Source organism: Microbacterium sp. USHLN272 (assembly GCF_037149655.1).
In the GTDB taxonomy this organism is placed as follows: domain Bacteria; phylum Actinomycetota; class Actinomycetes; order Actinomycetales; family Microbacteriaceae; genus Microbacterium; species Microbacterium galbinum.
The window spans coordinates 126559-152983 of record NZ_JBBCRA010000001.1 but is presented as its reverse complement, the minus strand read 5'-3'; the positions used below and the strand labels follow the sequence as shown (position 1 = coordinate 152983).

Here is a 26425-nt window from a genome sequence, read left to right as displayed (position 1 = left end):
GTTGGGGAGCTCGCGGCTCCGAGAATCTCACGGGAAGACTGTTGCTTGCATGCGCCGCGGGGCGACGGGTGCGAATGCAAGACTCTCCGCTTCGACCGACGAGGACGACGCGGCATACGCACCAAGGGACTACTTTACCGGATGCCGGAGCCACTCGCAAAGTGAGCCGAGGGGTGTGTCCGGTCATAGGCTTGCGGGATGACCGTTCTCGTCGACGACCCGCTCTGGCCCGCGCACGGACGCCTGTGGGCGCACCTCGTCAGCGACGAGAGCCTCGACGAGCTGCACGCGTTCGCGCTCAGCCACGATCTCCCCCCGCGCGCCTTCGATCTGGACCACTACGACGTGCCGGAGGAGAGCATCCCCCGGCTCGTCGCCGGCGGCGCCCAGCACGTCGGCGGCAAGGAACTCGTCCGACGGCTGATCGCCTCAGGCCTCAGGATCCCCGCTCGCGACCGGCGCTGACGCCTCGCCGTTCACCGACACCGGGGTTCCGGTGAGCGCCGCGGTGCTGACACGACGACGTCCACGACCCTGTCCCGGTGCCTTCGGCTCCGGGAGGGCGTCGAGTACCGAGTCGAGCAGCTGCTCGGCCTGGCTGCGCGGCGCGGGCTTGCGATCCGACCCACGCTTCTTGCGGGGCTTCTTCGCGCGCTCCGGCGCCTCGATCGGCGCCTCGTCGACGACGACCGCATCGCCGGCACCCTCGGCGGGAGCCTTCGTGGATGCCGCGATCTGTGCCAGGGCCGACTTCGCACCCTCGGGGATGCTGTGCGTCACGTTCGCAGCGGGCGGGGCGCTCTGGCTCTGTCCGCCACCGTTGCCACCGCGCTGACGGCGGCCGCTCTGGTTGTTGCCGTTGCCCCCGTTGCCGTTCCCACCGTTTCCGTTGGAGCGGTGCTTGACGACGGGGTCGTGGTGCACGATCACACCTCGGCCGGCGCAGACCTCGCACGCCTCACTGAAGGTCTCGAGGAGGCCGAGGCCGAGCTTCTTGCGGGTCATCTGCACGAGACCGAGCGAGGTGACCTCGGCGACCTGGTGCTTGGTGCGGTCGCGGCTGAGGCACTCGATGAGACGGCGCAGCACGAGGTCGCGGTTGGACTCGAGCACCATGTCGATGAAGTCGACCACGATGATGCCGCCGATGTCGCGCAGGCGCAGCTGGCGGACGATCTCCTCGGCGGCCTCGAGGTTGTTCTTGGTGACCGTCTCCTCGAGGTTGCCGCCGGAGCCGACGAACTTCCCGGTGTTGACGTCGACGACGGTCATGGCCTCGGTGCGGTCGATCACGAGCGAACCGCCCGACGGCAGCCATACCTTGCGGTCGAGCGCCTTCTCGATCTGCTCCGTGATCCGGAACGCGTCGAAGGGGTCGGCGGCGTCTTCGTACGACTCGACACGCTCGAGGAGGTCGGGGGCGACGCTCTCGAGGTAGGAGCGGATCGTGCGCTGCGACTCCTCGCCCTGGATGAGCATCTTCGTGAAGTCCTCGTTGAAGACGTCGCGGACGATCTTGACGAGCAGGTCGGGCTCGGCGTGCAGCAGCGCGGGAGCCTGCTGGCTCTCGACCTGCTTCTGGATGTGCTCCCACTGCGAGGTCAGACGCTGCACGTCGCGCGTGAGCTGGTCCTCCGTCGCGCCCTCCGCGGCCGTGCGCACGATGACGCCGGACGACTCCGGCAGCACCTCCTTGAGGATGCGCTTGAGACGCGCGCGCTCGTTGTCGGGCAGCTTGCGGCTGATGCCGTTCATCGAACCGCCGGGGACGTACACGAGGTAACGGCCGGGGAGCGAGATCTGGCTGGTCAGGCGGGCGCCCTTGTGTCCGACCGGGTCCTTGGTGACCTGCACGAGCACGCGGTCCCCCGGCTTGAGGGCGAGCTCGATGCGACGGGGCTGGTTGCCGGTCTCGACGCCGTCCCAGTCGACCTCGCCGGAGTAGAGCACGGCGTTGCGGCCACGGCCGATGTCGACGAAGGCGGCCTCCATGCTCGGGAGCACGTTCTGCACACGACCGAGGTAGACGTTGCCGATGAGGGAGGCGTCCTGGTTGCGCGCGACGTAGTGCTCGACGAGGACCCCGTCCTCGAGGACGCCGATCTGCGTGCGGCCGTTCTTCGATCGGACGACCATCTTGCGGTCGACGGATTCGCGGCGGGCGAGGAACTCGGCCTCGGTGACGACCGGACGACGGCGACCGGCGTCGCGTCCGTCACGGCGGCGCTGCTTCTTGGCCTCGAGACGCGTGGAGCCCTTGATCGCCTTCGGCTCGGTGATGTACTCGACGACGCGCTGGCGCTGACGGGGAGCATCGCGCTGGTCGTCGCCCTCGGATCCGCCACGACGGCGGCGTCCGCGACGACCGCCGTCGGCATCGTCGAGCTCGCGCTCGGGAGCCGGGCCACGACCGGGGCGTGCCGGCAGCGGCACGATCTCGGGGGCGTAGAAGTGCAGCTGGGTGGAGACCTGCGACACGAACACCTCGGGGAGCAGACCCAGCGACACGGCGGTGACCGCGGCGGGCTCCTCGGGAGTGGCAGGTGCCTCGGGAGCGGCGGGTGCCTCGACCGAAGGCTCCTCGGCGACGGGCTCCTCCTCAGCCGAGGGCTCCTCGGTCGCGGGCTCTTCCTCGACCGCGGGCTCTTCTTCGACCGCGGGCTCGTCCACGACGGTCTCCTCGACCTGTGCGACCTCTGCGGGAGCATCCGACTCGGCCGGGGCCTCGTCTTCCGGAGTCTCGCCCTCGGGAGTCGGGGACTCCGTCAGCTCTTCCGCGGCGTCAGCCGAGAAGTCGAGGGTAGGGGTGTTGTTGTCATTGTTCTCATCGGCCATCTCTGGCTTGCTCCCTGCGCGGATCACCGGAGTGTTCCGCGAAACTCATGCGGCACCCGCGGGTGCCGCGAACTCACTCGATCTGCGACCGGCTCGTAGCTCTGGTCGCGTGGGGCATGGGCCCCGAAGTCTGCGTCGACACGTGTCACGGCTGGGCCGCTCATCGCGTCACAGGCCATTATCGCACCAAGTTCCGCAGAATGCGGCATCCGTGCACGTCCGGAGATTTTCTCCGGCCCCGTTCTCGCCCGATCCATAGCCGTCGCTGAGATAATCCTCAGATGAGCGAGCAGCGCACCCGCCCCGTCATCTTCGCCGTCTGGCTGATCATCGCGAGCGTGATCGGCTGGTTCGCCGCCTTCCAGCTCACGGTCGAGAAGTTCGTGCTCCTCGCCGACCCGGACGCCGCGCTGTCGTGCGACCTGAGCGCCTTCATCCAGTGCGGCAAGAACCTCGAGTCCTGGCAGGGATCGGTGTTCGGCTTCCCGAACCCGATCCTCGGCCTCACCGGGTGGATGGCACCCCTCGTCGTCGGTGTCGCGATCCTCGCCGGCGCCCGCTTCCCGCGCTGGTTCTGGGCCCTCTTCGGCGTCGGCATCACCTTCGCCTTCGGCTTCGTCTGCTGGCTCATCTCGCAGAGCATCTACGACCTCATCGTCCTGTGCCCGTGGTGCATGGTCACGTGGGCCGTGACGATCCCGACGTTCTTCGCCACCATGCTGCATCTCACCCGCAACGGCACCTTCACCCGCCACGAAGCGGCGCAGCAGCGGGCCGACAAGCTCATGGCGTGGGTGCCGCTGGCCACGGTCATCGCCTACGCGATCATCGTGCTGATGGCGCAGACCAAGGGCATCGACTTCCTCGGCGAGATGGTGCGCATCATCACCGGCGGCTGACTCCGCACACGAGAAAGGCCCGTCCGCTTCCGCAGCGGACGGGCCTTTCTCATGGAGTGCGACTCAGTCGAACCAGATGCCGAGCTCGCGTGCAGCGCTCTCGGGGCTGTCCGAGCCGTGCACGAGGTTCTGCTGGACCTTGAGGCCCCAGTCGCGGCCGAAGTCGCCGCGGATCGTGCCGGGGGCTGCGGTCGTCGGGTCGGTCGTGCCGGCGAGGGAACGGAATCCCTCGATCACGCGGTTGCCGGCGAGGCGGATCGCGACCGACGGCCCCGACAGCATGAACTCGAGGAGCGGCTCGTAGAACGGCTTTCCCTCGTGCTCGGCGTAGTGCGCGGCGAGCAGGTCGCGGTCGGGCTCGACGAGGCGGATGTCGACGAGCGCGTAGCCCTTCGCCTCGATGCGGGCGAGGATCGCGCCGGTGAGGCCGCGAGCGACGCCGTCGGGCTTGACGAGGACGAGGGTTTCTTCGGTGGCCATGTCATTCACTCTCTGTCTGAGTCTCGGTCGAGGGCTCGGTCGGGCGTTGTGCATCCACCCGCGCCCCCTTGATGGTCGCATACGCCCACATGCCGCCGAAAATCAGGACGACGAACAGGATGGACGGAACCAGGATCGCGGACAGGGCGATGATGACCTGCACGATCCACCCTGCGGTGATGGCCCAGGGCCGGGTGATCATCCCGGCGATGGCGATGCAGACCAGCGCCATCACGATGCCGCCCACGATCCCCCACCACTGCGGGATGGCCGGCGGGAGCGAGCGCAGTCCGAAGATCGTGAGTCCGACGAGGAACACGACGATCGACTCGAAGCCGAGCACGACCGGCGCGAGCTTCTGCACGAGGGTACGAGGCGGACGGGGCGGGCGTGGAGCGCGTCCGCCGGCGGCGCTGGAGGTCACGCGCGCCACCCGGACTTCCAGTCCTCTTCCTCGGCGAGGGCGATCGCCTCGCCCGCGAGCACGACCGATCCGGCGATGACGACCGCTCGGCGGTCGTTGGACGCGGCCCACTCCCGCGCGGCATCGGCCGCATCGGCGAGGGTCGGATGCACGGTGGCGCGCTGTCCCGTCTGCTCGACGAGGTCGGCGATCACATCGGCGTCCGACGCGCGATCGGAGTCGGGGGCCGTGGCGAAGACATGCGCCGCCGCAGGAGCGAGCTGCGCGACGATGCCCGCGGCATCCTTGTCGGCCAGGACCCCGAGCACCACACCCCACTCGTCGAAGTCGAAGCTGTCGTCCAGCGCCTGCACGAGCGCTTTCGCGCCGTGCGGGTTGTGGGCGGCGTCGACGACGACGGTCGGGGCGACACCCAGCAGCTGCAGGCGGCCGGGCGACGTGGCGCCCTGCAGACCCTCCGACATGATGTCGTCGGCGATCCGCTGCGACGCTCCACCGATGAGCGACTCGACCGCCGCGACGGCGAGGGCGGCGTTGTGGCCCTGGTGGGCGCCGTAGATCGGCAGGTACTCCTCGACGTAATCGCCGGCCAGGCCGCGGATCGTGAGCAGCTGCCCACCGACCGCCAGCTTCTGCTCGGCGAGGCCGAAGTCGTCGCCTTCGAAGGCGATCGTCGCTCCCCGCTCGGCGGCGACTCGGCGCAGCACCTCGGCTGCCTCGGCCGGCTGCTGCGCCGAGACTACGGCTGCGCCGTCCTTGATGATGCCGGCCTTGACCTCGGCGATCTTCGCGATCGTGTCGCCGAGGCGGTCCGCGTGATCGATGTCGATGGGCGAGTACACGGCGACGTCGCCGTCGGCCGTGTTGGTCGAATCCCATTCGCCGCCCATGCCCACTTCGAGCACGAGCACGTCGACCGGAGCATCCGCCACGGCGACGAAGGCGAGCACCGTCAGCAGCTCGAAGAACGTCAGCGGCGCGTCGCCCGCGGCCTCGAGCTCGGCGTCGACGATCTCGACGAACGGGGCGATCTCGTCCCAGGCGTCGGCTACGGCGGCGTCGTCGATCGGCTCGCCGTCGATCATGATGCGTTCGGTGAAACGCTCCAGATGCGGGCTCGTGAAGAGTCCCGTGCGCAGACCGTGCGCGCGCAGCAGACTCTCGATCATCCGGGCGGTCGACGTCTTACCGTTCGTCCCGGTGATGTGCACGACGCGGTAGGTGCGCTGCGGGTCGTCGAGGAAGGCGAGGATGCGCGCGGTGCGCTCCTTGCGCGGCTGCACCCAGCGCTCGCCCGCGCGCCCCAGAAGGGTCTCGTAGACGGCATCCGCCCGTTCGCGAGCACTCATGCGGCACCGCCGATCCGGGACACGGCGATCGTGAAGGCCGCACGGTTCGCGTACGTGCCCTTCGCGATGCCGGCGATGAACTCGGCCCCTGCCACGGGGCGGTCCTCCCGGTGCAGGGAATGCTCGACGGCCAGCGTCTCCCCCGCCACATCCGCGATCTCGAAGGCGGAGGCGACGGCATCCGCGTCCTCCTCGCTCGCGAACCGCAGATCCAGGCGGATGCGGTCGCTCACGTCGAAGCCGGCGTTCTTGCGCGTCTCCTGCACGGCGCGGATCACATCGCGCGCGAGGCCCTCGGCCTCGAGCTCCGGGGTCGTCTGCGTGTCGAGCAGCACGAAGCCTCCGGTGGGCACGATCGCGAGGGCCTCGCCCTCGGGGCGACCCGTCGTCTCGAGCACCAGCTCGTACTCGTCCGGTTCCAGGGCGATGCCTCCGGCCGTGACCACACCGTCGACCTCCGACCAGTCGCCGGAGCGCGCGGCCTGGATGGCCTTCTGCACCTCTTTGCCGAGGCGCGGTCCGGCCGCTCGCGCGTTCACGCTGAGGCGGTGGTCGATGCCGTAGTCGTGGGCGGTGGTGTCGGCGAGTGCCACGAGCTCGACCGACTTCACGTTCAGCTCCTCGCGCAGGATGTCCTCGAACTGCCCCAGCGTCGAGGCGAGCGGCGACACGACGGTGAGGCGCGCGAGCGGAAGACGCACGCGCAGCTTCTCCTTCTTGCGCAGCGCGTTGCCGACGCTCGAGAGTTCGCGGACGGCATCCATCGCGTCGCGGATCTCGTCGGCGGCGGGGAACGCCGCGGCATCCGGCCAGTCCTGCAGGTGCACGCTGCGCCCGCCCGTGAGTCCCTGCCAGACGCGCTCGCTGATGAGCGGCACGAGGGGCGCGGCGACGCGGGTGAGCGTCTCGAGCACGGTGTAGAGGGTGTCGAAGGCCTCGCGGCTCTTCGGGTCCTCGCTCACACCCACCCAGAAGCGGTCGCGCGAGCGGCGGATGTACCAGTTCGTCAGCACCTCGGCGAAGTCGCGCAGGCGACCGGCGGCCGTGGTCGAGTCGAGCCCTTCGAGGTCGGCGCGCACCTCGCGCACGAGGTCACCGAGGCGCGCGAGGATGTAGCGGTCGAGCACGTCGGTCGAATCGGTGCGCCACGACGCCTCGTACCCGTCACCCGATGCATTCGCGTAGGTGGCGAAGAAGTACCACGAGTTCCACAGCGGCAGCAGGAACTCCCGCACGCCCGAGCGGATGCCCTCCTCCGTCACCGCGAGGTTGCCACCGCGCAGCACCGAGCTCGACATGAGGAACCAGCGCATCGCGTCGGAACCGTCGCGATCGAGCACCTCGGAGACGTCGGGGTAGTTGCGCAGCGACTTCGACATCTTGTAGCCGTCGCTGCCGAGCACGATGCCGTGGCAGCTGACGCCGGTGAAGGCCGGGCGGTCGAACAGCGCGGTCGACAACACGTGCATCACGTAGAACCACCCGCGGGTCTGCCCGATGTACTCGACGATGAAGTCGGCGGGTGCGTGCGTGTCGAACCACTCCTGGTTCTCGAACGGGTAATGCACCTGGGCGTACGGCATCGAGCCCGAGTCGAACCACACGTCGAACACGTCCTCGATGCGGCGCATCGTGCTCTTGCCGGTGGGGTCGTCGGGGTTCGGACGGGTCAGGTCGTCGATGTACGGGCGGTGCAGGTCGATCTCACCCTCGGGATTGCGCGGCAGCGTACCGAAGTCGCGCTCGAGGTCCTCGAGCGAACCGTAGGCGTCGACGCGCGGGTACTCGGGGTCGTCGCTCTTCCAGATCGGGATCGGCGATCCCCAGTAGCGGTTGCGGCTGATCGACCAGTCGCGCGCGCCCTCGAGCCACTTGCCGAACTGGCCCTGCTTGACGTTCTCGGGCACCCAGGTGATCTGCTCGTTGTTCGCGAGCATGTCGTCCTTGATGTCCGTCACGCGGATGAACCAGCTCGACACGGCCTTGTAGATCAGGGGGTTCCGGCAGCGCCAGCAGTGCGGGTACGAGTGCTCGTAGCTCTGCAGACGCACGAGGCGGCCGTTCTCGCGCACCAGACGCACGAGCGGGGTGTTCGCGTCCATCCAGAGCTCACCGGCGACGTCGGTCACGCTCGGCAGGAAGCGCCCGCCGTCGTCGAGCGACAGGATCGTGGGGATGCCGGCGGCACCCGCGACCCGCTGGTCGTCCTCACCGTAGGCCGGGGCCTGGTGGACGATGCCGGTGCCGTCGCTCGTCGTGACGTAGTCGTCGACCAGGATGCGCCAGGAGTTCTCGGTGCCCCAGACCTCGGCATCCGCGTAGTAGTCGAAGAGCCGGTCGTACGTGACGTCCTGCAGCTCGGATCCGCGAACGGATGCCTCGACCGCTGCGAGCGCCTCCTCGGCGCTCTCGTAGCCGAGATCCTTCGCGTAACCGCCGAGCAGTTCGCGGGCGAGAAGGTAGCGGTGGGCGGAGGCCTCGACCGCGGCATCCGCGGATCCTGCGACCTGGTGCACGTCGGCCGCTCCGTTCGGGCCGGCCGGCACGACGACGTACTCGATGTCGGGACCCACGGCGAGCGCGAGGTTGGTCGGGAGGGTCCACGGCGTGGTCGTCCACGCGAGGGCGCGCACGGCGGTGAGGCCGAGTGCTTCCGCCTTCGCGCCCGTGAGCGGGAACGTGACGGTGACGGACGGGTCCTGACGCATCTGGTACACGTCGTCGTCCATACGCAGCTCGTGGGCGCTGAGCGGGGTCTCGTCACGCCAGCAGTACGGGAGCACGCGATAGCCCTCGTAGGCGAGGCCCTTGTCGTACAGGGTCTTGAACGCCCAGAGCACGCTCTCCATGTACCCGAGGTCGAGCGTCTTGTACCCGCGGTCGAAGTCGACCCAGCGGGCCTGGCGGGTGACGTAGTCCTGCCACTCGCGCGTGTAGGCCAGCACCGAGCTCTTCGCCTTGTCGTTGAAGACGTCGATGCCCATCGACTCGATCTCGCTCTTCTCGGTGATGCCGAGCTGCTTCATCGCCTCGAGCTCGGCAGGGAGCCCGTGGGTGTCCCACCCGAACACGCGGTCGACCTTGTGACCGGTCATCGTCTGGAAGCGCGGGAACACGTCCTTGGCGTAGCCGGTGAGCAGGTGGCCGTAGTGCGGCAGGCCGTTGGCGAACGGAGGGCCGTCGTAGAACACCCACTCGGGCGAGCCCTCACGCTGCTCGATCGAGGCGCGGAAGGTGTCGTCCGTCTTCCAGAACTCGAGCACCTCCTCCTCGATCCGGGGGAAGCGGGGGCTGGGCGCGACGGAGGCGTCGGCGGCGGGGCCGAAGGAGGAACGCGGGTAGGTCATCGTGTCTCGCAGTGGTCGTCGTGGCGGATGCTCCTGCGAGGACGACCCTGCCGGGCCGCGGTACCACCTCGCGTGCGTTCCCGCCCCTCTCGGTGCGTTCACGCCACTCTCACTGCGGCTGTGACGGGCCTGCCCCGCTCGGTTCTACTGAGCCCGTCGCCGGGCCGTTCTTCCGAGAGCTCCCCGGTGATGCCGGATCGATGCTCGTGCTTCCAGTGTACGCGCCCCGGCGGGCCTGCGGGATCCCGTGAGTGTCGGCGCTCCGCCCTACGCTCGAGGAATGGCCCGCTCCCCCGAGACCCCCGTCGCACCTCGCGTCTCGCCTCCCGACCTCCCCGATCACCTCGACGCCGCCGTCGCCGCGCGCAACGCCGACCTCATCGCCGCACGTATCGAGCTCGCAGGCGACGCCGACCTCGCCTACGCCTCGCTCGAGCAGTGCGTCGTGACCGCGGATGCCGACACGATCGACCTCACGGGGGCCACCGTGCTCGACGTCGACGTCACCGGCATCCGCGCCGCGTCGGTCAAGCTCCGCGGCGCCGGCATCCGCCGCCTGCGGGTGACCGGCGGCCGCATCGGCACGCTCGATCTCAGCACCACCCGGGTGTCCGAGCTCGAATTCCGCGATCTCCGCATCGACTACCTCAACCTGGGAGCGGCCCGCGTCGAAGACCTCGACGTGATCGGATGCCGCATCCGCGCTCTCGACATGCCCCAGGCGGAGCTCACCCGGGTGCGCTTCACCGATTCGGCGAGCGACGAGGTCGACACCCGCGGCATGCGGGCGACCGATGTCGATCTGCGCGGACTCGACGCCCTCGCCTTCCTCGACGCGAACAGCCTGCGCGGCACGACGCTCACGGCTTTCCAGGTGCAGCAGCTCGCCCCCGTGTTCGCCGCGGGGCTCGGCATCCACGTCACCGACTGAGCGACCCGATCAGGGTCGGCGGACGCCGCTCGCCGCGAGCATCTCCCGGGTGAACGGATGCTGCGGAGCCGCGAACACCTCGGCGACCGCCCCCTGCTCCACGATCCGGCCGCCCTGCATCACCAGGACGTCGTCGGCGACCGCCGCCACGACGTCGAGGTCGTGGGAGACGAAGACCATCGTCAACCGCCTTTCGCGCTGCAGCCGGTGGAGCAGACGCAGCACGCGCTCCCGCACCGAGGGATCGAGCGCCGAGACCGGCTCGTCGAGCACGAGTACGTCGGGATTCGCCGCGAGCGCGCGGGCGATCGCCGCGCGCTGCCTCTGCCCGCCGGAGAGCTCCGACGGGCGACGCCGGGCCAAGGACGGATCGAGATCGACTTCACCGAGAAGGGCCGAGACGCGCTCCCGACGTTCGGCACGCGGTACGCCGCCCGCCGCGAGCGCCTCGTGCAGGGAACGGCCGACGCTCCAGCGCGGATCGAAGGCGCCGAGCGGATTCTGGTGAACGAACTGCACCCGGTGCGCCCCGTTCCAGCGGATGCTCCCGGTATCCGGCGCCTGCACCCCCAACAGCACCCGTGCGAGCGTGGTCTTGCCCGATCCGGATTCCCCGACGATCCCGAGTGTCGTTCCCTGACGCACGTCGAACGAGGCATCGACGACAGCGGGAACCCCCGCGAACGCCACCGAGACCCGCTCGACCGAGGCGACCGTTTCACCGCCGGCATCGCCCGCCTCACGGGGCTCGTGCAGGGTCGCGGCGATGAGTTGCCGGGTGTACGGATGCTGCGGATCCTCGAGCACCTCGGCGACGGCGCCCTCCTCCACGATCTCTCCGTCGCGCATCACCAGCACCCGGTCCGCGAGCAGGCGCACGGCGGCGAAGTCGTGGCTGATGAAGAGAACGGCGGTACCGGCATCCGCGATCTCCCTCAGCAGACCGAGGATCTTCGCCTGCACGGTGGCGTCGAGCGCCGTGGTCGGCTCATCGGCGATGAGTGCGGCGGGCCCGGCGGCGAGCGCCGAGGCGATGAGCGCCCGCTGGCGCAGACCGCCCGAGAGTTCGTGCGGATACTGGCGCACGCGTCGCTCGGGGTCCGGCATCCAGACCCGGCGCAGCAGCGCGAGCACCCGATCCCGCAGGGCGCCGCCCGCCCGCGCGTGCAGGCGCAGAGGCTCCGCGATCTCCGATCCGATGCGCTGCAGCGGGTCGAGGGCCACGAGGGCGTCCTGCGCCACCAGGGCGACGCGCGCCCCGCGCACGCTTCGCCATCCGCGCTCGTCGAGGCCGCGCACGTCCGTGCCGCCGACGCGCATCGCGTCGGCGGTGACGGCGGCTCGGCGGGGAGCGAGCCCGAGAAGCGCCCGGGCGGTGAGAGACTTCCCCGCTCCGGACTCACCCACGATCGCGACGCACTCGCCGGGTGCCACCGTGAGCGACACCCCGTCCACGACCGCGGCACCGTCGATCGTGATGCGCAGGCTCTCCACCTCGATCACCGGCACTCTGTTCTCGCTCATCGCCCGCTCCCCTCCGCCCGTGCCCGCAGCACGCGACCGACGATCGTCGCCGCGACCACCGTGACGGTGATGGCGATACCGGGGAACACCGAGATCCACCAGGCCTGGCCGAGCACGTTCCGACCGCCCGCGAGCATGAGGCCCCACTCCGGTGTCGGCTCCGCCGGCCCGAGTCCGAGGAAGCTGAGTCCGGAGGCGGCGAGGATGCTCGACCCGATGCCGATAGTCGCCAGCACGCTCAGCGATCCGAGCACGCCGGGGAGGACATGGCGCCAGAACGCCACCAGACGCGGCACGCCGAGGATGCGGGCGGCCTCCACGTGCTCGGCGACGCGGAGGGTGCGCGTCTGCACGCGGGCGAGTCGGATGTACACGGGCACGGCGGCGAGCGTCACGGCGATCGCGACGTTCACCGGCCCCGGCCCGAGCACGGCGATCACGACGAGCGCGACCAGGAACTCGGGGAATGCCATGAGCACGTCGTTCACCCGCATCAGCGACACGTCGACCCAACGGGGTGCGAGACCCGCGACCGCTCCGATGGCGAGCCCGGCCACCAGCGCGATCGCCGTGGCGAGCAGCCCGATACCGACCGAACGCGCGGCGCCGAACACGACCCGGGAGTACACGTCGCGGCCGCTCTGGTCCGTGCCGAAGAGGTGGTCCGCACTCGGCGGGAGCAATGCTCCCCGCACATCGGTGAGCACGGGGTCGTGCGTCGCGAGGACTCCGGGAAAGGCGGCGGCGAACGCGATGAGGCACAGCACCCCGACGGCCGCCCACAGCAGCACCCGCTGCGCGCGGCTCATCGGCTCGCCCCACGGTCGACCGCGCGCACGCGCGGGTCGATGAGCGGATGCACCAGCTCCACCATGACGTTCACGATCACGAACACGAGCGCACTGAGCAGGATGATGCCCGAGATCACGGGGAGATCGCGGTCGCTGATCGCGGCGAGCGTCACCCGTCCGAGCCCCGGCCGCGCGAAGACGGTCTCGACCAGCACCGCCCCGCCGAGCACCGATCCGGTGAGGTAGGCGGTCAGCGTCACGGCTCCCGCTGCCCCGTGGCGCAGACCGTGCCGGAGCGTGAACCACCCCGCACTCGCACCCCGAGCGCGCACGGTCTCGGCGAACGGCATCCGCTCGGCCTGCACGAGGCCGTCGCGCAGCACCTGCCCGAGCAGTGCCGCGACGGGCAGGGCGAGCGTGATCGCCGGAAGCACGATGGTGGCGGGGTTGCGCGCGCCCGACACGGGGAACCAACCGAGCCCGAACGCGAACACGCTCAACAGCACCAGCCCGATCCAGAACACCGGCGACGAGAGCACGACCAGCTCGACACCCGTCGCGACCGCACGCGCTGTCTCGCCACGCACGAGCAGCGCGACGGAGAGAGCGATCACGACGGCGATGAGCAACGCGAGCGCCGACAGCTGCAGGGTCGCCCCGAGCTGCCGACCGATGACCTCCGCCACCGGCATCCGCAACTGATACGACTCCCCCAGGTCCCCGCGCACCAGCCGGCCGAGATAGTCGACGTACCGCTCGAACGGTGGACGGTTCAGACCGAGGTCTTCCCGGATGCCGTCCTTCACCGCTTCGCTGACCTGCGCCTGGGGGCCGAGCATCACCGAGACCGGATCACCGGGGATCACGCGGAAGGCCAGGAACGCCACCGTCGCGGCGCCCCACAGCACGACCACCACGGATGCGACGAGACCGGCGATCTTCGCGAGCGCAGCCTTCACCGCTCTCCTCTCACCGCCGTGCGTCGACCCGGGTCAGCCGACCGTCACATCGTAGAACAGCGGCCGACCGTAGAGGTCGTACGAGAGTCCGTCGATGCGCTCGCCGACCGCGGTGATCGCTGACGGGCTGTAGAGCGGCACGATCGCCGTGTAGGTCGCGTTCCATTCCTGCAGCTGCGTGTAGATCGCACTGCGCTGGTCCTGATCGCTGGTGGCCACGGCCTGCTCGAGCAGCCCGTCGACCTCGGGATCGGTGACCTGCGAGGCGTTCTGGAATCCGTCGGTGTGCAGGTGCGCGCGCAGGAAGTCGGGGTCGACGCCCGAGAAGCCCCAGTCGGTCAGGTCGAATGTCTTCGGTCCGTACTGCTCGTTGTAGGCGCCCGGCTCGAGCACCTCGCGCTCGACCTCGAAGCCGATCTTCTTCAGGTCGGACTGGATCGCGTTCGCGAGGGCCGCGCGGTCGTCGGGCACCGGCGTCCAGGCGATCCAGCGTGCGGAGAGACGCGCGCCGTCCTTCATGCGGATGCCGTCGGTGTCGCGCTCGGTCCAGCCGGCTTCGTCGAGGAGGCGGTTCGCCTCGTCGGGGTCGAACGCCCAGGTGCCCTCGAGAGCCGCGTCGTAACCCGGCGTCGTCGAGCTCAACACGCTCCAGGCGCGGGGGAACTGGCCGAAGAAGATCTCCTCGACCGCGGGGTCGATGTCGATGCCGCGGGCGAACGCCTGGCGCACCTTCTCATCGGCGAACACGCCGTACTTCTCGTTGAGGTAGAGCGAGTACGGGAGCCCCGGGTACTCGACGGAGTCGACGCTCACACCGTCGCCGAGGTCTCCGGCGAGGTTCGGCGGGATGTTGCTCGCGAGGTCGGCCTCGCCGCTGGTCACGACGCCCGCACGGACGGATGCCTCGGGCTGGATCTCGACGCGCAGCGTCTCGAACTTCGGGGCCCCCTCGCCGTGCGGCCCCCAGGCGTAGTCGTCGTTGCGCGTGTACACGAGCTCTTGGTCGGGCGTGTACTCGGTGAGCTCGAACGGCCCGGTGCCGACGGTGATCCCGGGGCCACCGGCCTTGAGCTGATCGGCGGAGTCGGCGAGGACGGCCGGCGAGTAGAACCCGAGCTGGGGCGTGCTGGCCGCTTGCAGGAAGGGAGCATAGGGCTGGGTGAAGCTCACCGTCACCGTGTGGTCGTCGACGACCTCGGTACCCGCGTAGAAGTCGGCGCCGAGCATGCTCGCCGCCTGCGCGGATGCGGTCTCCGGGTCGACGATGCGGTCGAAGTTCGCCTTGACCGCCGCCGCGTCGAAGGGCTCGCCGTCGGTGAAGGTGACGTCGTCGCGCAGCGTGAAGGTGTACTCCGTGCTGTCGTCCGACACGGTCCAGTCGGTCGCGAGCCACGGGGAGAACGTGCCGTCCTCCTCCTGGAAGACGAGCGAGTCGAGCACCGCGCGCTGCACCGTGCCCGACACGTCGAGCTGGCTGACCTGCGGGTCCATGTGACCGGCGGAGAGGTTCGCACCCTCGATCGACCACACCACCTCGCCGTCACCGTCCTGCCCACCGGGGGTGGCGCAGGCGCTGAGCGCCAGGGCGGTCACGGCGACGATCGCCGCGGCGGGGAGAAGACGGCGCACGGATGCTGCGGGCATGACGATTCCTCAGAACGAAAAATGGGGGTGAGATCAGTCTAGGACCGATTCTTGGACTGGGTCGATTTGCGACGGCATCCGCTCGCGCGCGCCCTCGCTAGACTGGTGGGTACACCCACACTCAGGCACGCTCACACAGTGCCGCATACATCGCTCGAGGAGACCCTTCATGCCTGCTTCCGAAATCGCGCAGAACCAGATTCCCGACAAGCCCGCACTCGAAGGTCTCGAAGCGAAGTGGGACGCCGCCTGGGCGGAGCAGGGCACCTACCTCTTCGATCGCCTGCGCGCCGCGCAGTCCGGCCGCGACGGCGTGTACTCGATCGACACCCCGCCGCCGACGGCATCCGGCAGCCTGCACATCGGTCACGTGTTCTCGTACACGCACACCGACGTCAAGGCGCGCTTCGAGCGCATGCGCGGCAAGACGGTGTTCTACCCGATGGGCTGGGACGACAACGGCCTCCCGACCGAACGCCGCGTGCAGAACTACTACGGAGTGCGCTGCGACCCGTCGCTGCCGTACACCCCCGACTTCACTCCCCCGTTCGAGGGCGGCGACAACAAGTCGAGCCGTGCCGCCGACCAGCTGCCGATCAGCCGCCGCAACTTCATCGAGCTGTGCGAACGCCTCACCCTCGAGGACGAGAAGCAGTTCGAGGCGCTGTTCCGCCAGCTCGGCCTGAGCGTGGACTGGACGCAGACGTACCGCACGATCTCGGACGACACGATCCGCCAGAGCCAGCTCGCCTTCCTGCGCAACATCGAGCGCGGTGAGGCGTATCAGGCCCTCGCGCCGACGCTCTGGGACATCGACTTCCGATCCGCGATCGCGCAGGCCGAGCTCGAGGACCGCGAGCAGCAGGCGGCCTATCACACGATCGAGTTCCCCTTCGCGGACGGATCGGGGTCGATCGCCATCGACACCACCCGCCCGGAACTGCTCCCCGCATGCATCGCGATCGTGACGCACCCCGAGGGCCCGCACAAGCACCTGATCGGCACGAAGGTGCGCACGCCCTTCTTCGGCGCCGAGATCGAGATCCACGGTCACCACCTCGCTCAGCCCGACAAGGGCACGGGAGCCGCGATGGTCTGCACCTTCGGCGACGTGACCGACATCATCTGGTGGCGCGAACTGCGCACCGCCGCCGGCGAGTCGCTGCCGAACATGACGACGATCGGCCTGGACGGTCGCTTCCTGCCGGAGGCGCCCTCGACCGTCGCCGACGCCGACGCCCGCGCCTGGTACGCCGAGGAGGTCGCCGGCAAGACGGTCTTCAGCGCCCGCAAGGCGATCGTCGAGAAGCTGCAGGAGACCGGCGACATGACCGCGGTCGGCAAGCCGTTCAGCCACGCGGTGAAGTTCTTCGAGAAGGGCGACCGCCCGCTCGAGATCGTGTCGACGCGCCAGTGGTACATCCGCAACGGCGCGCGCGACGGCGACTTGCGCGAGCAGCTGCTCTCGCACGGCACCGAGCTGAACTGGTACCCGGACTTCATGCGCGTGCGCTACGAGAACTGGGTCGGCGGACTCACGGGCGACTGGCTCGTTTCGCGTCAGCGCTTCTTCGGTGTGCCGATCCCGCTCTGGTACGGTCTCGACGAGAACGGCGAACGCGACTACGAGCGCGTGATCGTGCCGGATGCCGCGTCGCTTCCGATCGACCCGACCACCGACGTGCCCGACGGTTACACCGAGGACCAGCGCGGCGTCGCGGGGGGCTTCGACGCCGAGGCCGACATCTTCGACACCTGGGCGACCTCCTCGCTCACCCCGCAGCTCGCCGGCGGCTGGCAGCGCGACGAGGAGCTGTGGAATCTCACGGCCCCGTTCGACCTGCGCCCACAGGGCCAGGACATCATCCGCACCTGGCTCTTCTCGACCATGCTGCGATCCGTGCTCGAAGACGGCCGCTCGCCGTGGCGCAACGCCGCGATCAGCGGTTTCATCGTCGACCCCGACCGCAAGAAGATGTCGAAGTCCAAGGGCAATGTGGTCACGCCCGCCGACATCCTCGAGACGCACGGATCGGATGCCGTGCGCTACTGGTCCGCATCGAGCCGCCTCGGCGCCGATGCCGCCTTCGACCCGCAGAGCCCGACGCAGGTGAAGATCGGTCGTCGTCTCGCGATCAAGGTGCTGAACGCGGCGAAGTTCGTGCTGTCGTTCCCGGTGCCCGAGGGCGCTCAGGTCACGCACGCCCTCGACGCTTCGATGCTCAGCGCGCTCGACGGAGTGATCGCCGAGGCCACCGCCGCGTTCGAGAACTACGACCAGGCCCGTGCGCTCGAAATCACCGAGGCATTCTTCTGGACGTTCTGCGATGACTACCTCGAGCTGGTGAAGGAACGCGCCTACAACCAGAACGACGTGGGGCAGGCATCCGCCGCCCTCGCGCTGCGCCTCGCCCTGTCGACCCTGCTGCGGCTGCTCGCCCCCGTGCTGTCGTTCGCGACCGAAGAGGCGTGGTCGTGGTTCGAGGAGGGCTCGGTGCACACCGCAGCCTGGCCCGAGGCTCTCGGCATCGAGGGCGACACCGCCGTATTGTCGGCCGCGAGCGAGGCGCTGATCGGTATCCGCCGCGCGAAGACCGAGGCCAAGGCGTCGCAGAAGACTCCGGTGTCACGTGCGGTGATCGCCGCGCCTGCCACGAAGCTCGTTGCTCTCGAAGCCGCCGCCGACGACCTGCGGGCCGTGGGCCGGATCGCCGAGCTGGAGTTCGTGGAGGCGGATGCCTTCGCGGTCACCGCCATCGAGCTCGCACCGACCGAGGCTTCCTGATGCAGCTGGGCACGCGCTGGGCGACCGGTTCCGAGGCTCCCGCATCGGTTCCCGCGGCTCTCCGCCCCGCGATCGCCGAGGTCGAGTCGCGCGGAGTCACCGGTCACTGGACACTCACCTGGCTCGAGGGGCGTGCGATCGCCGAGCTCGACGCCGGCTGGGAGGTCCTGCAGTCGGCAACGGGTGAGGTCATCGCCCGCCCGTTCGAGGACTGACGCCCTGCAGTCATCGTGAGAGGCCCCTCCGCCCACCGGCGGAGGGGCCTCTTGCGGTTTCTGCGGGAAGCCCCGACGATGTGGGCATGACCGCCTTTCCTGACAGTCCGTTCGGCGCGATGGAGCGCCTCACCGTCGATCCCGCTCCTCTGGCGGTGATCCGGCACGAGGGCATCCGCATCGCTGACCTGCGCGACGCCTTCGACACCGGGTACGGGGCGATCGCCGCCTACTTCCACGACGGCACGCTCGTGCCGGCGGGGCCCGCCGTGGCGATCTACTACGGGGACCCGATGGGCGTCTTCGACCTGGAGCTCGGCTTCCCCGTCGCCACGGCGCCGACGGATCCACTGATCACCGCGAGCGGCGCGTCGGTGCAGGCGTCCACCCTTCCATCCGGCGACGCCGCCGCGACGACGCACATCGGCTCGTACGACGGTCTCGGGCGGGCGTGGATGGATCTCGCCGAGAGAGCCGGCGCGAAGGGCCTGCACCACCGGGGGATCTGGATCGAGGTCTACGTCTCCGACCCCACCGAGGATCCCGAAGAGCTGCGCACCGACCTCATCCTGCCGGTCGCCTGAGGTCCCGTCGTCCGGAGGAACTCCTCCGCCTTGTACCAGGTGAGCTGGTGATAGCTCTGATGCAGGTGCTCGGCGAGGCCCTCGAACGGAACCACATGGACTCTGATGTCCTCGTTCTCGTCGAGCGACTGCGCGGACGTCGATTGACAGCCGAGCGCCACGAAATGATGCACGCGGTTCGTGTGGTTGCCGAAGTTCGCCCACGTCGCACCGAGCGCGATCATCGACGCCGCCTCGTATCCGGTCTCCTCTCGGAGTTCGCGGGCGGCTGCGACGGCCACGTCTTCGCCCTCGGCTACGCCACCGCCGATCGTGCCCCACGCGACGATGCCGGCCCCGTGACGATATTCCTCGACGATGACGGCGTCGCCGGCGGTGTCGATGGCGAGCACGGACACCCAATCGCCGTATTCGAGAACGTAGTACGGCGCGATCGTCCGCCCTCGGGCATCGACGCAGTCATCGGCACGCACCGAGATCCACCGATCGGAGACGATGGTTTCGGACCGGCGGGTCTCCCAGGGTTCGGGCGACGACGCCCGCTCCGACGTCACGCGCTCTTGCGCTTGCGCTCCATCACGATGGTGGGAGGCGCGCCTTCGTCGACGGCGGCACGGGTCACGATCACCTTGGCGACGTCTTCGGCCGAGGGGATCTCGAACATGATCGGACCGAGCACGTCTTCGAGGATCGCGCGCAGGCCCCGAGCGCCGGTCTTGCGCTCGACGGCGAGATCGGCGATCGAGCGGAGCGCGTCGTCTTCGAATTCGAGCTGTACGCCGTCTAGCTCGAACATGCGCTGGTACTGCTTCACGAGCGCGTTGCGCGGGCCGGTGAGGATGTCGATCAGGGCATCCTGGTCGAGCGGTGAAACCGAGGCGATCACGGGCAGACGGCCGATGAACTCGGGGATCAGACCGAACTTGTGCAGGTCGTCGGGCAGCACCTCACTGAAGAGATCGAGATCCTTGCCCTTGTCGTGCAGCGGGGTGCCGAAGCCGATGCCGTGCTTGCCGACGCGTGCCGAGACGATGTCTTCGAGACCCGCGAACGCTCCGGCGACGATGAACAGGACGTTCGTGGTGTCGATCTGCAGGAACTCCTGGTGCGGATGCTTGCGCCCACCCTGGGGCGGCACCGAGGCGACCGTGCCCTCGAGGATCTTGAGCAGCGCCTGCTGCACGCCTTCACCCGAGACGTCGCGGGTGATCGACGGGTTCTCGGCCTTACGGGCCACCTTGTCGATCTCGTCGATGTAGATGATGCCCTGCTCGGCGCGTTTGACGTCGTAGTCCGCCGCCTGGATGAGCTTGAGGAGGATGTTCTCGACGTCTTCACCGACGTAGCCGGCCTCGGTCAACGCGGTCGCATCGGCGACGGCGAACGGCACGTTGAGGCGCTTGGCGAGCGTCTGGGCGAGATAGGTCTTGCCGCACCCGGTCGGCCCGATGAGCATGATGTTGCTCTTCGCGATCTCGACCTCGTCGGCCTTCTGCTCCGCTGGCTGCAGCGTGCTGTGCGCGCGAGTGCGCTTGTAGTGGTTGTAGACGGCGACGGCGAGCGCCTTCTTGGCGGGCTCCTGGCCGACGACGTACTCCTCGAGGAACGAGAAGATCTCCCGGGGCTTGGGCAGATCGAAGTCCGTCACTCCCTCGGCGGAGGACTCGGCCATCCGCTCCTCGATGATCTCGTTGCACAGCTCGACGCACTCGTCGCAGATGTACACACCGGGGCCAGCGATGAGCTGCTGCACCTGCTTCTGGCTCTTTCCGCAGAACGAGCACTTGAACAGGTCAGCGCTTTCACCGATACGGGCCATGCGCGTCCTCCTATGGGGGATCCAGAGATCGTGCTTCGAGCCTAACCTCTGCATCGGACACCGGGACGCATTGGGACAGGGGCCGTGTCAGAGAGCCTCGGTTCGGAGCGCTCGACACGACGAAGGGCCAGCCCGCAGCATCCTGCGAACCGGCCCTTCGTCGAGCGATCGGATCAGGTCGGATCAGATCATGCTCTTGGTGTGCCACACGGTCTTGACCTCGGTGAACGCCGCGATGCGCTCGGGCGAGGCGACGACCTCACCCGGTGCGATCACGCGCTTGAGCGTCTCGGCGGCCGCGATCTGCAGGTCGACCCACTCCAGCGCACCGGCACCCGCGAGGTCGAGCGCGTTCACGTCCTGATGCGAGGCGAGCCATGGCGCGATCTCGGCCGGCGAACCGGTGAGCACGTTCACCACGCCCCCGGGCACGTCGCTGGTCGCGAGCACCTCGGCGAGGCTGATGGCCGACAGCGGATGCCGCTCACTCGCGATCACGACGACCGTGTTGCCCGCGACGAGCGCCGGTGCCACGACCGAGACGAGACCGAGCAGTGCCGAGTCCTGCGGTGCGACGATCGCGACGACACCCGTCGGCTCGGGAACGGTGATGTTGAAGTACGGACCCGCCACGGGGTTCGCGTTGCCGGCGACCTGCGCGTACTTGTCGCACCATCCCGCGTACCAGACCCAGAGGTCGATCGCCTCGTCGACCTGCGAGGCTGCGGCCGATGCCGACAGCCCTTCCTGGGCGACGATCTCGTCGATGAACTGCGCGCGACGGCCCTCGAGCACCTCGGCGACGCGGTAGAGCACCTGGCCGCGGTTGTACGCGGTGGCGCCCGACCAGCCCTTCACCGCGGAACGCGCCGCGACGACGGCATCCCTGGCGTCCTTACGCGAACCCTGCGCCGCGTTTGCGAGGAAGGCTCCCTTGGGCGAGACGACCTCGTAGGTGCGTCCCGACTCGCTGCGCGGGAAGGCGCCGCCGATCGCCAGCTTGTACGTCTTCGGCACGGTCAGTCGCTTGCTCATGCTGCCGATCCCTTCAGGTAGGCGGTGAGACCCTGGCGGCCGCCCTCGCGGCCGTAACCGGACTCCTTGTATCCGCCGAACGGGCTCGACGGGTCGAAACGATTGAACGTGTTCGCCCACACCACGCCCGCGCGCAGGCGGTCGGCGACGGCGAGGATGCGCGATCCCTTGTCCGACCAGATGCCCGCGGAGAGGCCGTAGGGGGTGTTGTTGGCCTTGGCGATCGCCTCGGCCGGCGTACGGAAGGTCAGCACCGAGAGCACCGGTCCGAACACCTCGTCACGGGCGATGCGGTGCGAGGCCTCGACGCCGGTGAAGATCGTCGGGGCGAACCAGAAGCCCTTCTCCGGGATCGCGCAGTCCGCGGTCCAGCGCTCGGCGCCCTCCGCCTCGCCGATGTCGCTGAGCTCGCGGATGCGTGCCAGCTGGGCTGCGGAGTTGATGGCGCCGATGTCGGTGTTCTTGTCGAGCGGGTCGCCCAGACGCAGGGTCGACAGGCGCGTCTTGAGCCGATCGATGACCTCGTCGTGGATCGACTCCTGCACGAGCAGGCGGCTCCCGGCGCAGCACACGTGCCCCTGGTTGAAGAAGATGCCGTTGACGATCCCCTCGACCGCCTGGTCGATCGGCGCGTCGTCGAACACGATGTTCGCGGCCTTGCCGCCGAGCTCGAGCGTGAGCTTCTTGTTCGTGCCGGCCACCGCCTTCGCGATGTCGCGGCCGACGCCGGTCGAACCGGTGAAGGCGACCTTGTCGACGTCGGGGTGACGCACGAGGGCCGCGCCCGTGGACCCGGCACCGGTGATGATGTTGACGACACCGGCGGGCAGGTCCGCCTGCTGCAGGATCTCCGCGAAGATCAGCGCGGTGAGCGGCGTCGTCTCGGCGGGCTTCAGCACGACCGTGTTCCCGGCCGCGAGAGCGGGGGCGAGCTTCCACGCGAGCATCAGCAGCGGGAAGTTCCACGGGATGACCTGACCGGCCACGCCGAGCGCACGCGGGTTCGCGCCGAGGCCGGCGTGATCGAGCTTGTCGGCCCACCCGGCGTAGTAGAAGAACCAGGCGGCGACCAGGGGCACGTCGACGTCACGGCTCTCCTTGATCGGCTTGCCGTTGTCGAGGCTCTCGGCCACGGCGAGCTCGCGGGCGCGTTCCTGCACGAGGCGGGCGATGCGGAAGAGGTACTTGCCGCGGTCGCGACCGCTCATCCGCGACCACGTCTTCTCGTAGGCACGGCGTGCAGCGGCGACGGCGCGGTCGACGTCGTCATCGCTCGCGGTCGCGATCTCGGCGATGCGCTTCTCGGTCGCGGGCGAGATGGTGGTGAAGCTGTTGCCTGATCCATCGACGAACTCACCGTCGATGAAGAGGCCGTAGCTGTCCTTGAGGTTCAGCAGCGCCGTGGATTCCGGCGCAGGGGCGTATTCCAGAAATGACATTTTGCGTATCCCAGTCAGTCGATCGTGACGTAGTCGGGGCCGGAGTAGTGGCCGGTGGTGAGCTTCTGACGCTGCAGCAGCACGTCGTTGAGGAGGCTCGAGGCGCCGAAGCGGAACAGGTGCGGCTGGAGCCACTCCTCCCCCACGGTCTCGGCGACGGTGACGAGATACTTGATCGCGTCCTTCGAGGAGCGGATGCCGCCGGCCGGCTTCACACCGATCTTCTCGCCGGTCGCGCGGTGCCAATCGCGCACCGTCTCGAGCATGAGCAGCGTCGTCGGGAGAGTCGCCGCCGGCTGCACCTTTCCGGTCGAGGTCTTGATGAAGTCGCCTCCGGCGAGGATGCCGAGCCACGACGCCCGCTTGATGTTGTCGTACGTGTTCAGCTCACCGGTCTCGAGGATGACCTTGAGCGAGGCGTAGCTGCCGTCCTCGCGGCGGCAGGCTTCCTTCACGCGCGCGATCTGGTCGAACACGAGCCCGTAGCGCCCGGAGAGGAATGCTCCCCGGTCGATGACCATGTCGATCTCGTCGGCTCCGGCGGCGACGGCCTCGGCCGTGTCGGCGAGCTTGATCTCGAGCGACGAACGGCCGCTCGGGAACGCCGTCGCGACGGCGGCGACCGAGATCAGTCCCTCGTCGGGATCGCCGTGCAGGGCACCGAGTGCGGTCACCGCATCTCCGACCATGTCGCCGTAGACGCACACCGCTGCGACCTTCGGGGTCGTGGGGTCCGCAGCATCCGGGTTCTTGGCCTTGGCGACCAGAGAACGCACCTTGCCGGGGGTGTCGGCCCCCTCGAGAGTGGTGAGGTCGATCAGCTTGATGATGGTGTCGAGAGCCCACGCCTTCGACGTCGTCTTGATCGATCGCGTGCCCAGGCCCGCGGCGCGCTGCTCGAGGCCGACGGCGTCGACGCCGGGGAGGCCGTGCAGGAAGCGGCGGAGCGTCGCGTCGTCGGGATCTCCGCCGAGCACGTCCACCGCCGTTCTGCGGGTCAGTTCATTGGTCGTCATCGTTCCTCCAACAATGCTCGTGCTGTGGTCTCATCTGTCACCAGTACCCCGCACAGGCCGCTGGTGACGACGGTGCGGGCGATGTCATGCTTCGCGGGGCCGGCGGTGACGAAGATCGCCTTCTTCGCTCCGCGCAGGCGGTCGAGGCTCACGCCGACCGTGCGGGCGTCGAGCTGCGCGTCGACGATGTTTCCTTCGGCGTCGACGTAGCGGCCGAGCACGTCTCCGACGGCTCCGCGTCGGGCGAGTTCATCGACGTCCTCGGCGCTGAGGTAGCCGTTCTCGACGTGCGCCGAGGAGGCATCGCACGGACCGGCCGTGAACAGGAAGGCCTGCGCGTCGGCGGCCTCCTCGAGGATGCCGGCGACGGTGCGATCGGACTCGATCGCCTGCTTGGTCTCGACGCGCTCGAGGATCGCGGGGCTCGGCAGCAGCGACACCTGCCCGTTCGCGCGCTGCGCGATCGTCACGGCGAGCCCTGCGGCCCCGCCCGAGCGGCGGTTCAGGCTCACTCCCCCGTTGAGCTGGACGACGGTGACGCCGTTCGCCCACCCGTCGGGAAGGGCTTCGGCCACCGCGCGGAGAGTGCGCCCCCAGCTCACTCCGAGCGTGCGGGGCACGGGACGGAGCGCGGTGAGGAAGTCTGCCGCGGCTTGGGCGACGCGTTCCAGCGTGCCGTCATCGCCCTCGGGGGCGGGCACCACGACCGCGTCGCTCAATCCGAAGCGCTCGACGAGTTCCCGCTCGAGGCCGAGACGCCGGGCGCGCGGGTGGATGATCTCGATGCGGACGATGCCGCACTCGCGCGCCTGGGTCAGCAGACGGCCGACCTTCCAGCGCGAGATCTTGAGGAGTCCGCCGATCTCGTCTTGCGTCTTGTCCTCGTCGTAGTACAGCTCGGCGACCCGGACCATGAGCAGTTCGTCTTCCACGGCATCCTCCTTCCGTGATCCAGCGTACGACGCTTCCCGCGTTGGTGCACGCTCATGCTCATATGAGCAGTGAGAGGCATCCGTCCGCACATCTGCCGGGTACGACGAAGGGGTGTCGGTCAGATGACCGACACCCCTTCGAAGAGAGTGACTCAGGCGCGCTTGCGCGAGGTGAGCACCTGATCGACGATCCCGTACTCGCGAGCCTGCTCGGCCGAGAGGATGTTGTCGCGATCGATGTCGCGGTTGATCTGCTCGACCGGCTTGCCGGTGTGCTTCGCCATGGTCTCTTCGAGCCAGGTGCGCATGCGGAGGATCTCCGCCGCCTGGATCTCGATGTCGGATGCCTGCCCCTGACCCGCCTCGCCCATCGCGGGCTGGTGGATCAGAACGCGAGCGTTCGGAAGCGCGAGACGCTTGCCCGGCGCGCCGGCGGCGAGCAGCACGGATGCCGCGGAAGCCGCCTGGCCCAGGACGACGGTCTGGATCTGCGGCGCGACGTACTGCATCGTGTCGTAGATCGCCGTCATCGCGGTGAACGAGCCACCGGGCGAGTTGATGTACATCGTGATGTCGCGCTCCGAGTCCTGGCTCTCGAGAACGAGGAGCTGGGCCATCACGTCATCGGCGGATGCGTCGTCGACCTGCACGCCGAGGAAGATCACGCGATCCTCGAACAGCTTGTTGTACGGGTCCTGGCGCTTGAAGCCGTAGGCCGTGCGCTCCTCGAACTGCGGGAGCACGTAGCGGCTGGAGGGCAGGTTGCCTGCGGATTGGAAAGTGGGCGTGTACATGGTGTCCTTTCGAATCCGGATTACGCGGCGTCGTCGGCCGTGCCGCCGCCACCGGTGACGTCGCTGGCGTGCTCGCGGATGTGGTCGACGAAGCCGTACTCGAGCGCCTCCTCGGCCGTGAACCAGCGGTCCCGGTCGCCATCGGCGTTGATCTGCTCGACGGACTTGCCCGTCTGTCCGGCGGTGATCTCGGCGAGGCGCTTCTTCATCGAGAGGATGAGCTGCGCCTGGGTCTGGATGTCGCTCGAGGTTCCACCGAAGCCGCCGTGCGGCTGGTGCAGCAGCACGCGTGCGTTCGGGGTGATGTAGCGCTTGCCCTTGGTGCCGCTGGTGAGCAGCAGCTGTCCCATGGAAGCGGCCATGCCGATGCCGACGGTGACGATGTCGTTCGGCACGAACTGCATCGTGTCGTAGATCGCCATTCCCGCGGTGATCGAGCCACCGGGCGAGTTGATGTAGAGGTAGATGTCCTTTTCCGAGTCCTCTGCGGCGAGAAGAAGGATCTTCGCGCAGATCTCGTTGGCGTTCTGGTCACGCACCTCTGAGCCCAGCCAGATGATGCGATCCTTCAGCAGCCTGTCGAAGACGCTCGTCGCGACAAGGGGTTCTGCAGCCATTTCAGC

Annotated in this window: 23 protein-coding genes; 6 read left to right on the top strand and 17 right to left on the bottom strand. The window is 68.9% G+C overall.

Annotated features, from left to right (window positions below; translation table 11 throughout):
* Positions 1-198: 198 nt before the first annotated feature.
* Positions 199-465, top strand: a complete 267-nt coding sequence (locus WFJ97_RS00735; protein WP_247622158.1) for a DUF4031 domain-containing protein — start codon at positions 199-201, stop codon at positions 463-465.
* Here the strand turns inward: WFJ97_RS00735 and WFJ97_RS00730 are convergent.
* Complete coding sequence (locus WFJ97_RS00730) at positions 430-2835, bottom strand: Rne/Rng family ribonuclease (protein WP_336640146.1); 2406 nt, start codon at positions 2833-2835, stop codon at positions 430-432. The genes WFJ97_RS00735 and WFJ97_RS00730 overlap by 36 nt on opposite strands.
* Positions 2836-3116: 281 nt before the next feature.
* Between WFJ97_RS00730 and WFJ97_RS00725 the strand changes: the two genes are divergently transcribed.
* The gene (locus WFJ97_RS00725; RefSeq protein WP_336640145.1) at positions 3117-3734 is read left to right on the top strand and encodes a vitamin K epoxide reductase family protein; all 618 of its coding nucleotides are present in this window, start codon (positions 3117-3119) and stop codon (positions 3732-3734) included.
* A gap of 63 nt (positions 3735-3797) precedes the next feature.
* On the opposite strand, the gene ndk is transcribed toward WFJ97_RS00725, so the two are convergent.
* The 4 genes from ndk to ileS are packed head-to-tail and all read right to left on the bottom strand — an operon-like array spanning position 3798 to position 9334.
* Positions 3798-4214, bottom strand: a complete 417-nt coding sequence (gene ndk / locus WFJ97_RS00720; protein ID WP_067120383.1) for a nucleoside-diphosphate kinase — start codon at positions 4212-4214, stop codon at positions 3798-3800.
* 1 nt (position 4215) lies between these two features.
* Positions 4216-4638: a DUF4233 domain-containing protein gene (locus tag WFJ97_RS00715; RefSeq protein ID WP_247622155.1), complete on the bottom strand. Its 423-nt coding sequence runs from the start codon at positions 4636-4638 to the stop codon at positions 4216-4218.
* Positions 4635-5987 (bottom strand): bifunctional folylpolyglutamate synthase/dihydrofolate synthase, encoded by a 1353-nt coding sequence (locus WFJ97_RS00710; RefSeq protein ID WP_336640144.1) that lies wholly within the window; start codon positions 5985-5987, stop codon positions 4635-4637. The genes WFJ97_RS00715 and WFJ97_RS00710 overlap by 4 nt, the downstream gene beginning before the upstream one ends.
* Positions 5984-9334, bottom strand: coding sequence for an isoleucine--tRNA ligase (ileS, locus tag WFJ97_RS00705; protein WP_336640143.1), 3351 nt, complete (start codon positions 9332-9334; stop codon positions 5984-5986). Before ileS ends, WFJ97_RS00710 begins: the two co-directional genes overlap by 4 nt.
* A gap of 280 nt (positions 9335-9614) precedes the next feature.
* On the opposite strand from ileS, the gene WFJ97_RS00700 reads away from it, so the two are divergent.
* The gene (locus tag WFJ97_RS00700; protein ID WP_336640142.1) at positions 9615-10265 is read left to right on the top strand and encodes a pentapeptide repeat-containing protein; all 651 of its coding nucleotides are present in this window, start codon (positions 9615-9617) and stop codon (positions 10263-10265) included.
* Between the two features lie 9 nt (positions 10266-10274).
* On the opposite strand, the gene WFJ97_RS00695 is transcribed toward WFJ97_RS00700, so the two are convergent.
* The 4 genes from WFJ97_RS00695 to WFJ97_RS00680 are packed head-to-tail and all read right to left on the bottom strand — an operon-like array spanning position 10275 to position 15183.
* Positions 10275-11789, bottom strand: a complete 1515-nt coding sequence (locus tag WFJ97_RS00695; RefSeq protein ID WP_336640141.1) for an ABC transporter ATP-binding protein — start codon at positions 11787-11789, stop codon at positions 10275-10277.
* Complete coding sequence (locus WFJ97_RS00690; protein WP_336640140.1) at positions 11786-12598, bottom strand: ABC transporter permease; 813 nt, start codon at positions 12596-12598, stop codon at positions 11786-11788. Before WFJ97_RS00690 ends, WFJ97_RS00695 begins: the two co-directional genes overlap by 4 nt.
* Positions 12595-13539: an ABC transporter permease gene (locus WFJ97_RS00685; RefSeq protein ID WP_336640139.1), complete on the bottom strand. Its 945-nt coding sequence runs from the start codon at positions 13537-13539 to the stop codon at positions 12595-12597. The genes WFJ97_RS00690 and WFJ97_RS00685 overlap by 4 nt, the downstream gene beginning before the upstream one ends.
* 33 nt (positions 13540-13572) lie before the next feature.
* A complete protein-coding gene (locus WFJ97_RS00680) occupies positions 13573-15183 on the bottom strand; it encodes an ABC transporter substrate-binding protein (RefSeq protein WP_336640138.1) in 1611 nt (536 codons plus the stop codon).
* Positions 15184-15352: 169 nt separating this feature from the next.
* On the opposite strand from WFJ97_RS00680, the gene valS reads away from it, so the two are divergent.
* The 3 genes from valS to WFJ97_RS00665 all read left to right on the top strand — a co-directional run bounded on the left by valS (position 15353) and on the right by WFJ97_RS00665 (position 18767).
* Positions 15353-17968, top strand: a complete 2616-nt coding sequence (valS, locus tag WFJ97_RS00675; protein ID WP_336640137.1) for a valine--tRNA ligase — start codon at positions 15353-15355, stop codon at positions 17966-17968.
* The gene (locus WFJ97_RS00670) at positions 17968-18183 is read left to right on the top strand and encodes a hypothetical protein (protein ID WP_247622146.1); all 216 of its coding nucleotides are present in this window, start codon (positions 17968-17970) and stop codon (positions 18181-18183) included. Before valS ends, WFJ97_RS00670 begins: the two co-directional genes overlap by 1 nt.
* An 86-nt stretch (positions 18184-18269) precedes the next feature.
* Positions 18270-18767, top strand: a complete 498-nt coding sequence (locus tag WFJ97_RS00665) for a GyrI-like domain-containing protein (RefSeq protein ID WP_336640136.1) — start codon at positions 18270-18272, stop codon at positions 18765-18767.
* On the opposite strand, the gene WFJ97_RS00660 is transcribed toward WFJ97_RS00665, so the two are convergent.
* From WFJ97_RS00660 to WFJ97_RS00625, 8 genes are all read right to left on the bottom strand, one after another.
* Positions 18701-19321: an NUDIX hydrolase gene (locus WFJ97_RS00660; protein ID WP_336640135.1), complete on the bottom strand. Its 621-nt coding sequence runs from the start codon at positions 19319-19321 to the stop codon at positions 18701-18703. The genes WFJ97_RS00665 and WFJ97_RS00660 overlap by 67 nt on opposite strands.
* Positions 19318-20586 (bottom strand): ATP-dependent Clp protease ATP-binding subunit ClpX, encoded by a 1269-nt coding sequence (gene clpX / locus WFJ97_RS00655; RefSeq protein WP_336640134.1) that lies wholly within the window; start codon positions 20584-20586, stop codon positions 19318-19320. Before clpX ends, WFJ97_RS00660 begins: the two co-directional genes overlap by 4 nt.
* 183 nt (positions 20587-20769) lie before the next feature.
* Positions 20770-21621 carry an aldehyde dehydrogenase family protein gene (locus WFJ97_RS00650; protein WP_247631986.1) on the bottom strand — a complete coding sequence of 284 codons (852 nt, stop codon included), beginning with the start codon at positions 21619-21621 and terminating at the stop codon, positions 20770-20772.
* A complete protein-coding gene (locus tag WFJ97_RS00645) occupies positions 21618-23060 on the bottom strand; it encodes an aldehyde dehydrogenase family protein (RefSeq protein WP_247956385.1) in 1443 nt (480 codons plus the stop codon). Before WFJ97_RS00645 ends, WFJ97_RS00650 begins: the two co-directional genes overlap by 4 nt.
* A 14-nt stretch (positions 23061-23074) precedes the next feature.
* Positions 23075-24076, bottom strand: coding sequence for a deoxyribose-phosphate aldolase (deoC, locus tag WFJ97_RS00640; protein ID WP_247631984.1), 1002 nt, complete (start codon positions 24074-24076; stop codon positions 23075-23077).
* Positions 24073-25008: a sugar-binding transcriptional regulator gene (locus WFJ97_RS00635; RefSeq protein ID WP_336640133.1), complete on the bottom strand. Its 936-nt coding sequence runs from the start codon at positions 25006-25008 to the stop codon at positions 24073-24075. Before WFJ97_RS00635 ends, deoC begins: the two co-directional genes overlap by 4 nt.
* A 152-nt stretch (positions 25009-25160) precedes the next feature.
* A complete protein-coding gene (locus WFJ97_RS00630; protein WP_247622138.1) occupies positions 25161-25802 on the bottom strand; it encodes an ATP-dependent Clp protease proteolytic subunit in 642 nt (213 codons plus the stop codon).
* 20 nt (positions 25803-25822) lie between these two features.
* Positions 25823-26419, bottom strand: a complete 597-nt coding sequence (locus tag WFJ97_RS00625; RefSeq protein ID WP_247622137.1) for an ATP-dependent Clp protease proteolytic subunit — start codon at positions 26417-26419, stop codon at positions 25823-25825.
* Between the last annotated feature and the right edge of the window lie 6 nt (positions 26420-26425).

Coding starts and splice junctions, on each gene's coding strand:
- WFJ97_RS00730 (WP_336640146.1), bottom strand. CDS start 2,835: ATGGCCGATGAGAACAATGACAACAACACCCCTACCCTCGACTTCTCG.
- WFJ97_RS00630 (WP_247622138.1), bottom strand. CDS start 25,802: ATGTACACGCCCACTTTCCAATCCGCAGGCAACCTGCCCTCCAGCCGC.
- WFJ97_RS00665 (WP_336640136.1), top strand. CDS start 18,270: ATGACCGCCTTTCCTGACAGTCCGTTCGGCGCGATGGAGCGCCTCACC.
- WFJ97_RS00695 (WP_336640141.1), bottom strand. CDS start 11,789: ATGAGCGAGAACAGAGTGCCGGTGATCGAGGTGGAGAGCCTGCGCATC.
- deoC (WP_247631984.1), bottom strand. CDS start 24,076: ATGACGACCAATGAACTGACCCGCAGAACGGCGGTGGACGTGCTCGGC.
- WFJ97_RS00725 (WP_336640145.1), top strand. CDS start 3,117: ATGAGCGAGCAGCGCACCCGCCCCGTCATCTTCGCCGTCTGGCTGATC.
- WFJ97_RS00700 (WP_336640142.1), top strand. CDS start 9,615: ATGGCCCGCTCCCCCGAGACCCCCGTCGCACCTCGCGTCTCGCCTCCC.
- WFJ97_RS00650 (WP_247631986.1), bottom strand. CDS start 21,621: ATGAGCAAGCGACTGACCGTGCCGAAGACGTACAAGCTGGCGATCGGC.
- valS (WP_336640137.1), top strand. CDS start 15,353: ATGCCTGCTTCCGAAATCGCGCAGAACCAGATTCCCGACAAGCCCGCA.
- WFJ97_RS00690 (WP_336640140.1), bottom strand. CDS start 12,598: ATGAGCCGCGCGCAGCGGGTGCTGCTGTGGGCGGCCGTCGGGGTGCTG.
- WFJ97_RS00625 (WP_247622137.1), bottom strand. CDS start 26,419: ATGGCTGCAGAACCCCTTGTCGCGACGAGCGTCTTCGACAGGCTGCTG.
- ndk (WP_067120383.1), bottom strand. CDS start 4,214: ATGGCCACCGAAGAAACCCTCGTCCTCGTCAAGCCCGACGGCGTCGCT.
- WFJ97_RS00710 (WP_336640144.1), bottom strand. CDS start 5,987: ATGAGTGCTCGCGAACGGGCGGATGCCGTCTACGAGACCCTTCTGGGG.
- clpX (WP_336640134.1), bottom strand. CDS start 20,586: ATGGCCCGTATCGGTGAAAGCGCTGACCTGTTCAAGTGCTCGTTCTGC.
- WFJ97_RS00680 (WP_336640138.1), bottom strand. CDS start 15,183: ATGCCCGCAGCATCCGTGCGCCGTCTTCTCCCCGCCGCGGCGATCGTC.
- ileS (WP_336640143.1), bottom strand. CDS start 9,334: ATGACCTACCCGCGTTCCTCCTTCGGCCCCGCCGCCGACGCCTCCGTC.
- WFJ97_RS00670 (WP_247622146.1), top strand. CDS start 17,968: ATGCAGCTGGGCACGCGCTGGGCGACCGGTTCCGAGGCTCCCGCATCG.
- WFJ97_RS00735 (WP_247622158.1), top strand. CDS start 199: ATGACCGTTCTCGTCGACGACCCGCTCTGGCCCGCGCACGGACGCCTG.
- WFJ97_RS00645 (WP_247956385.1), bottom strand. CDS start 23,060: ATGTCATTTCTGGAATACGCCCCTGCGCCGGAATCCACGGCGCTGCTG.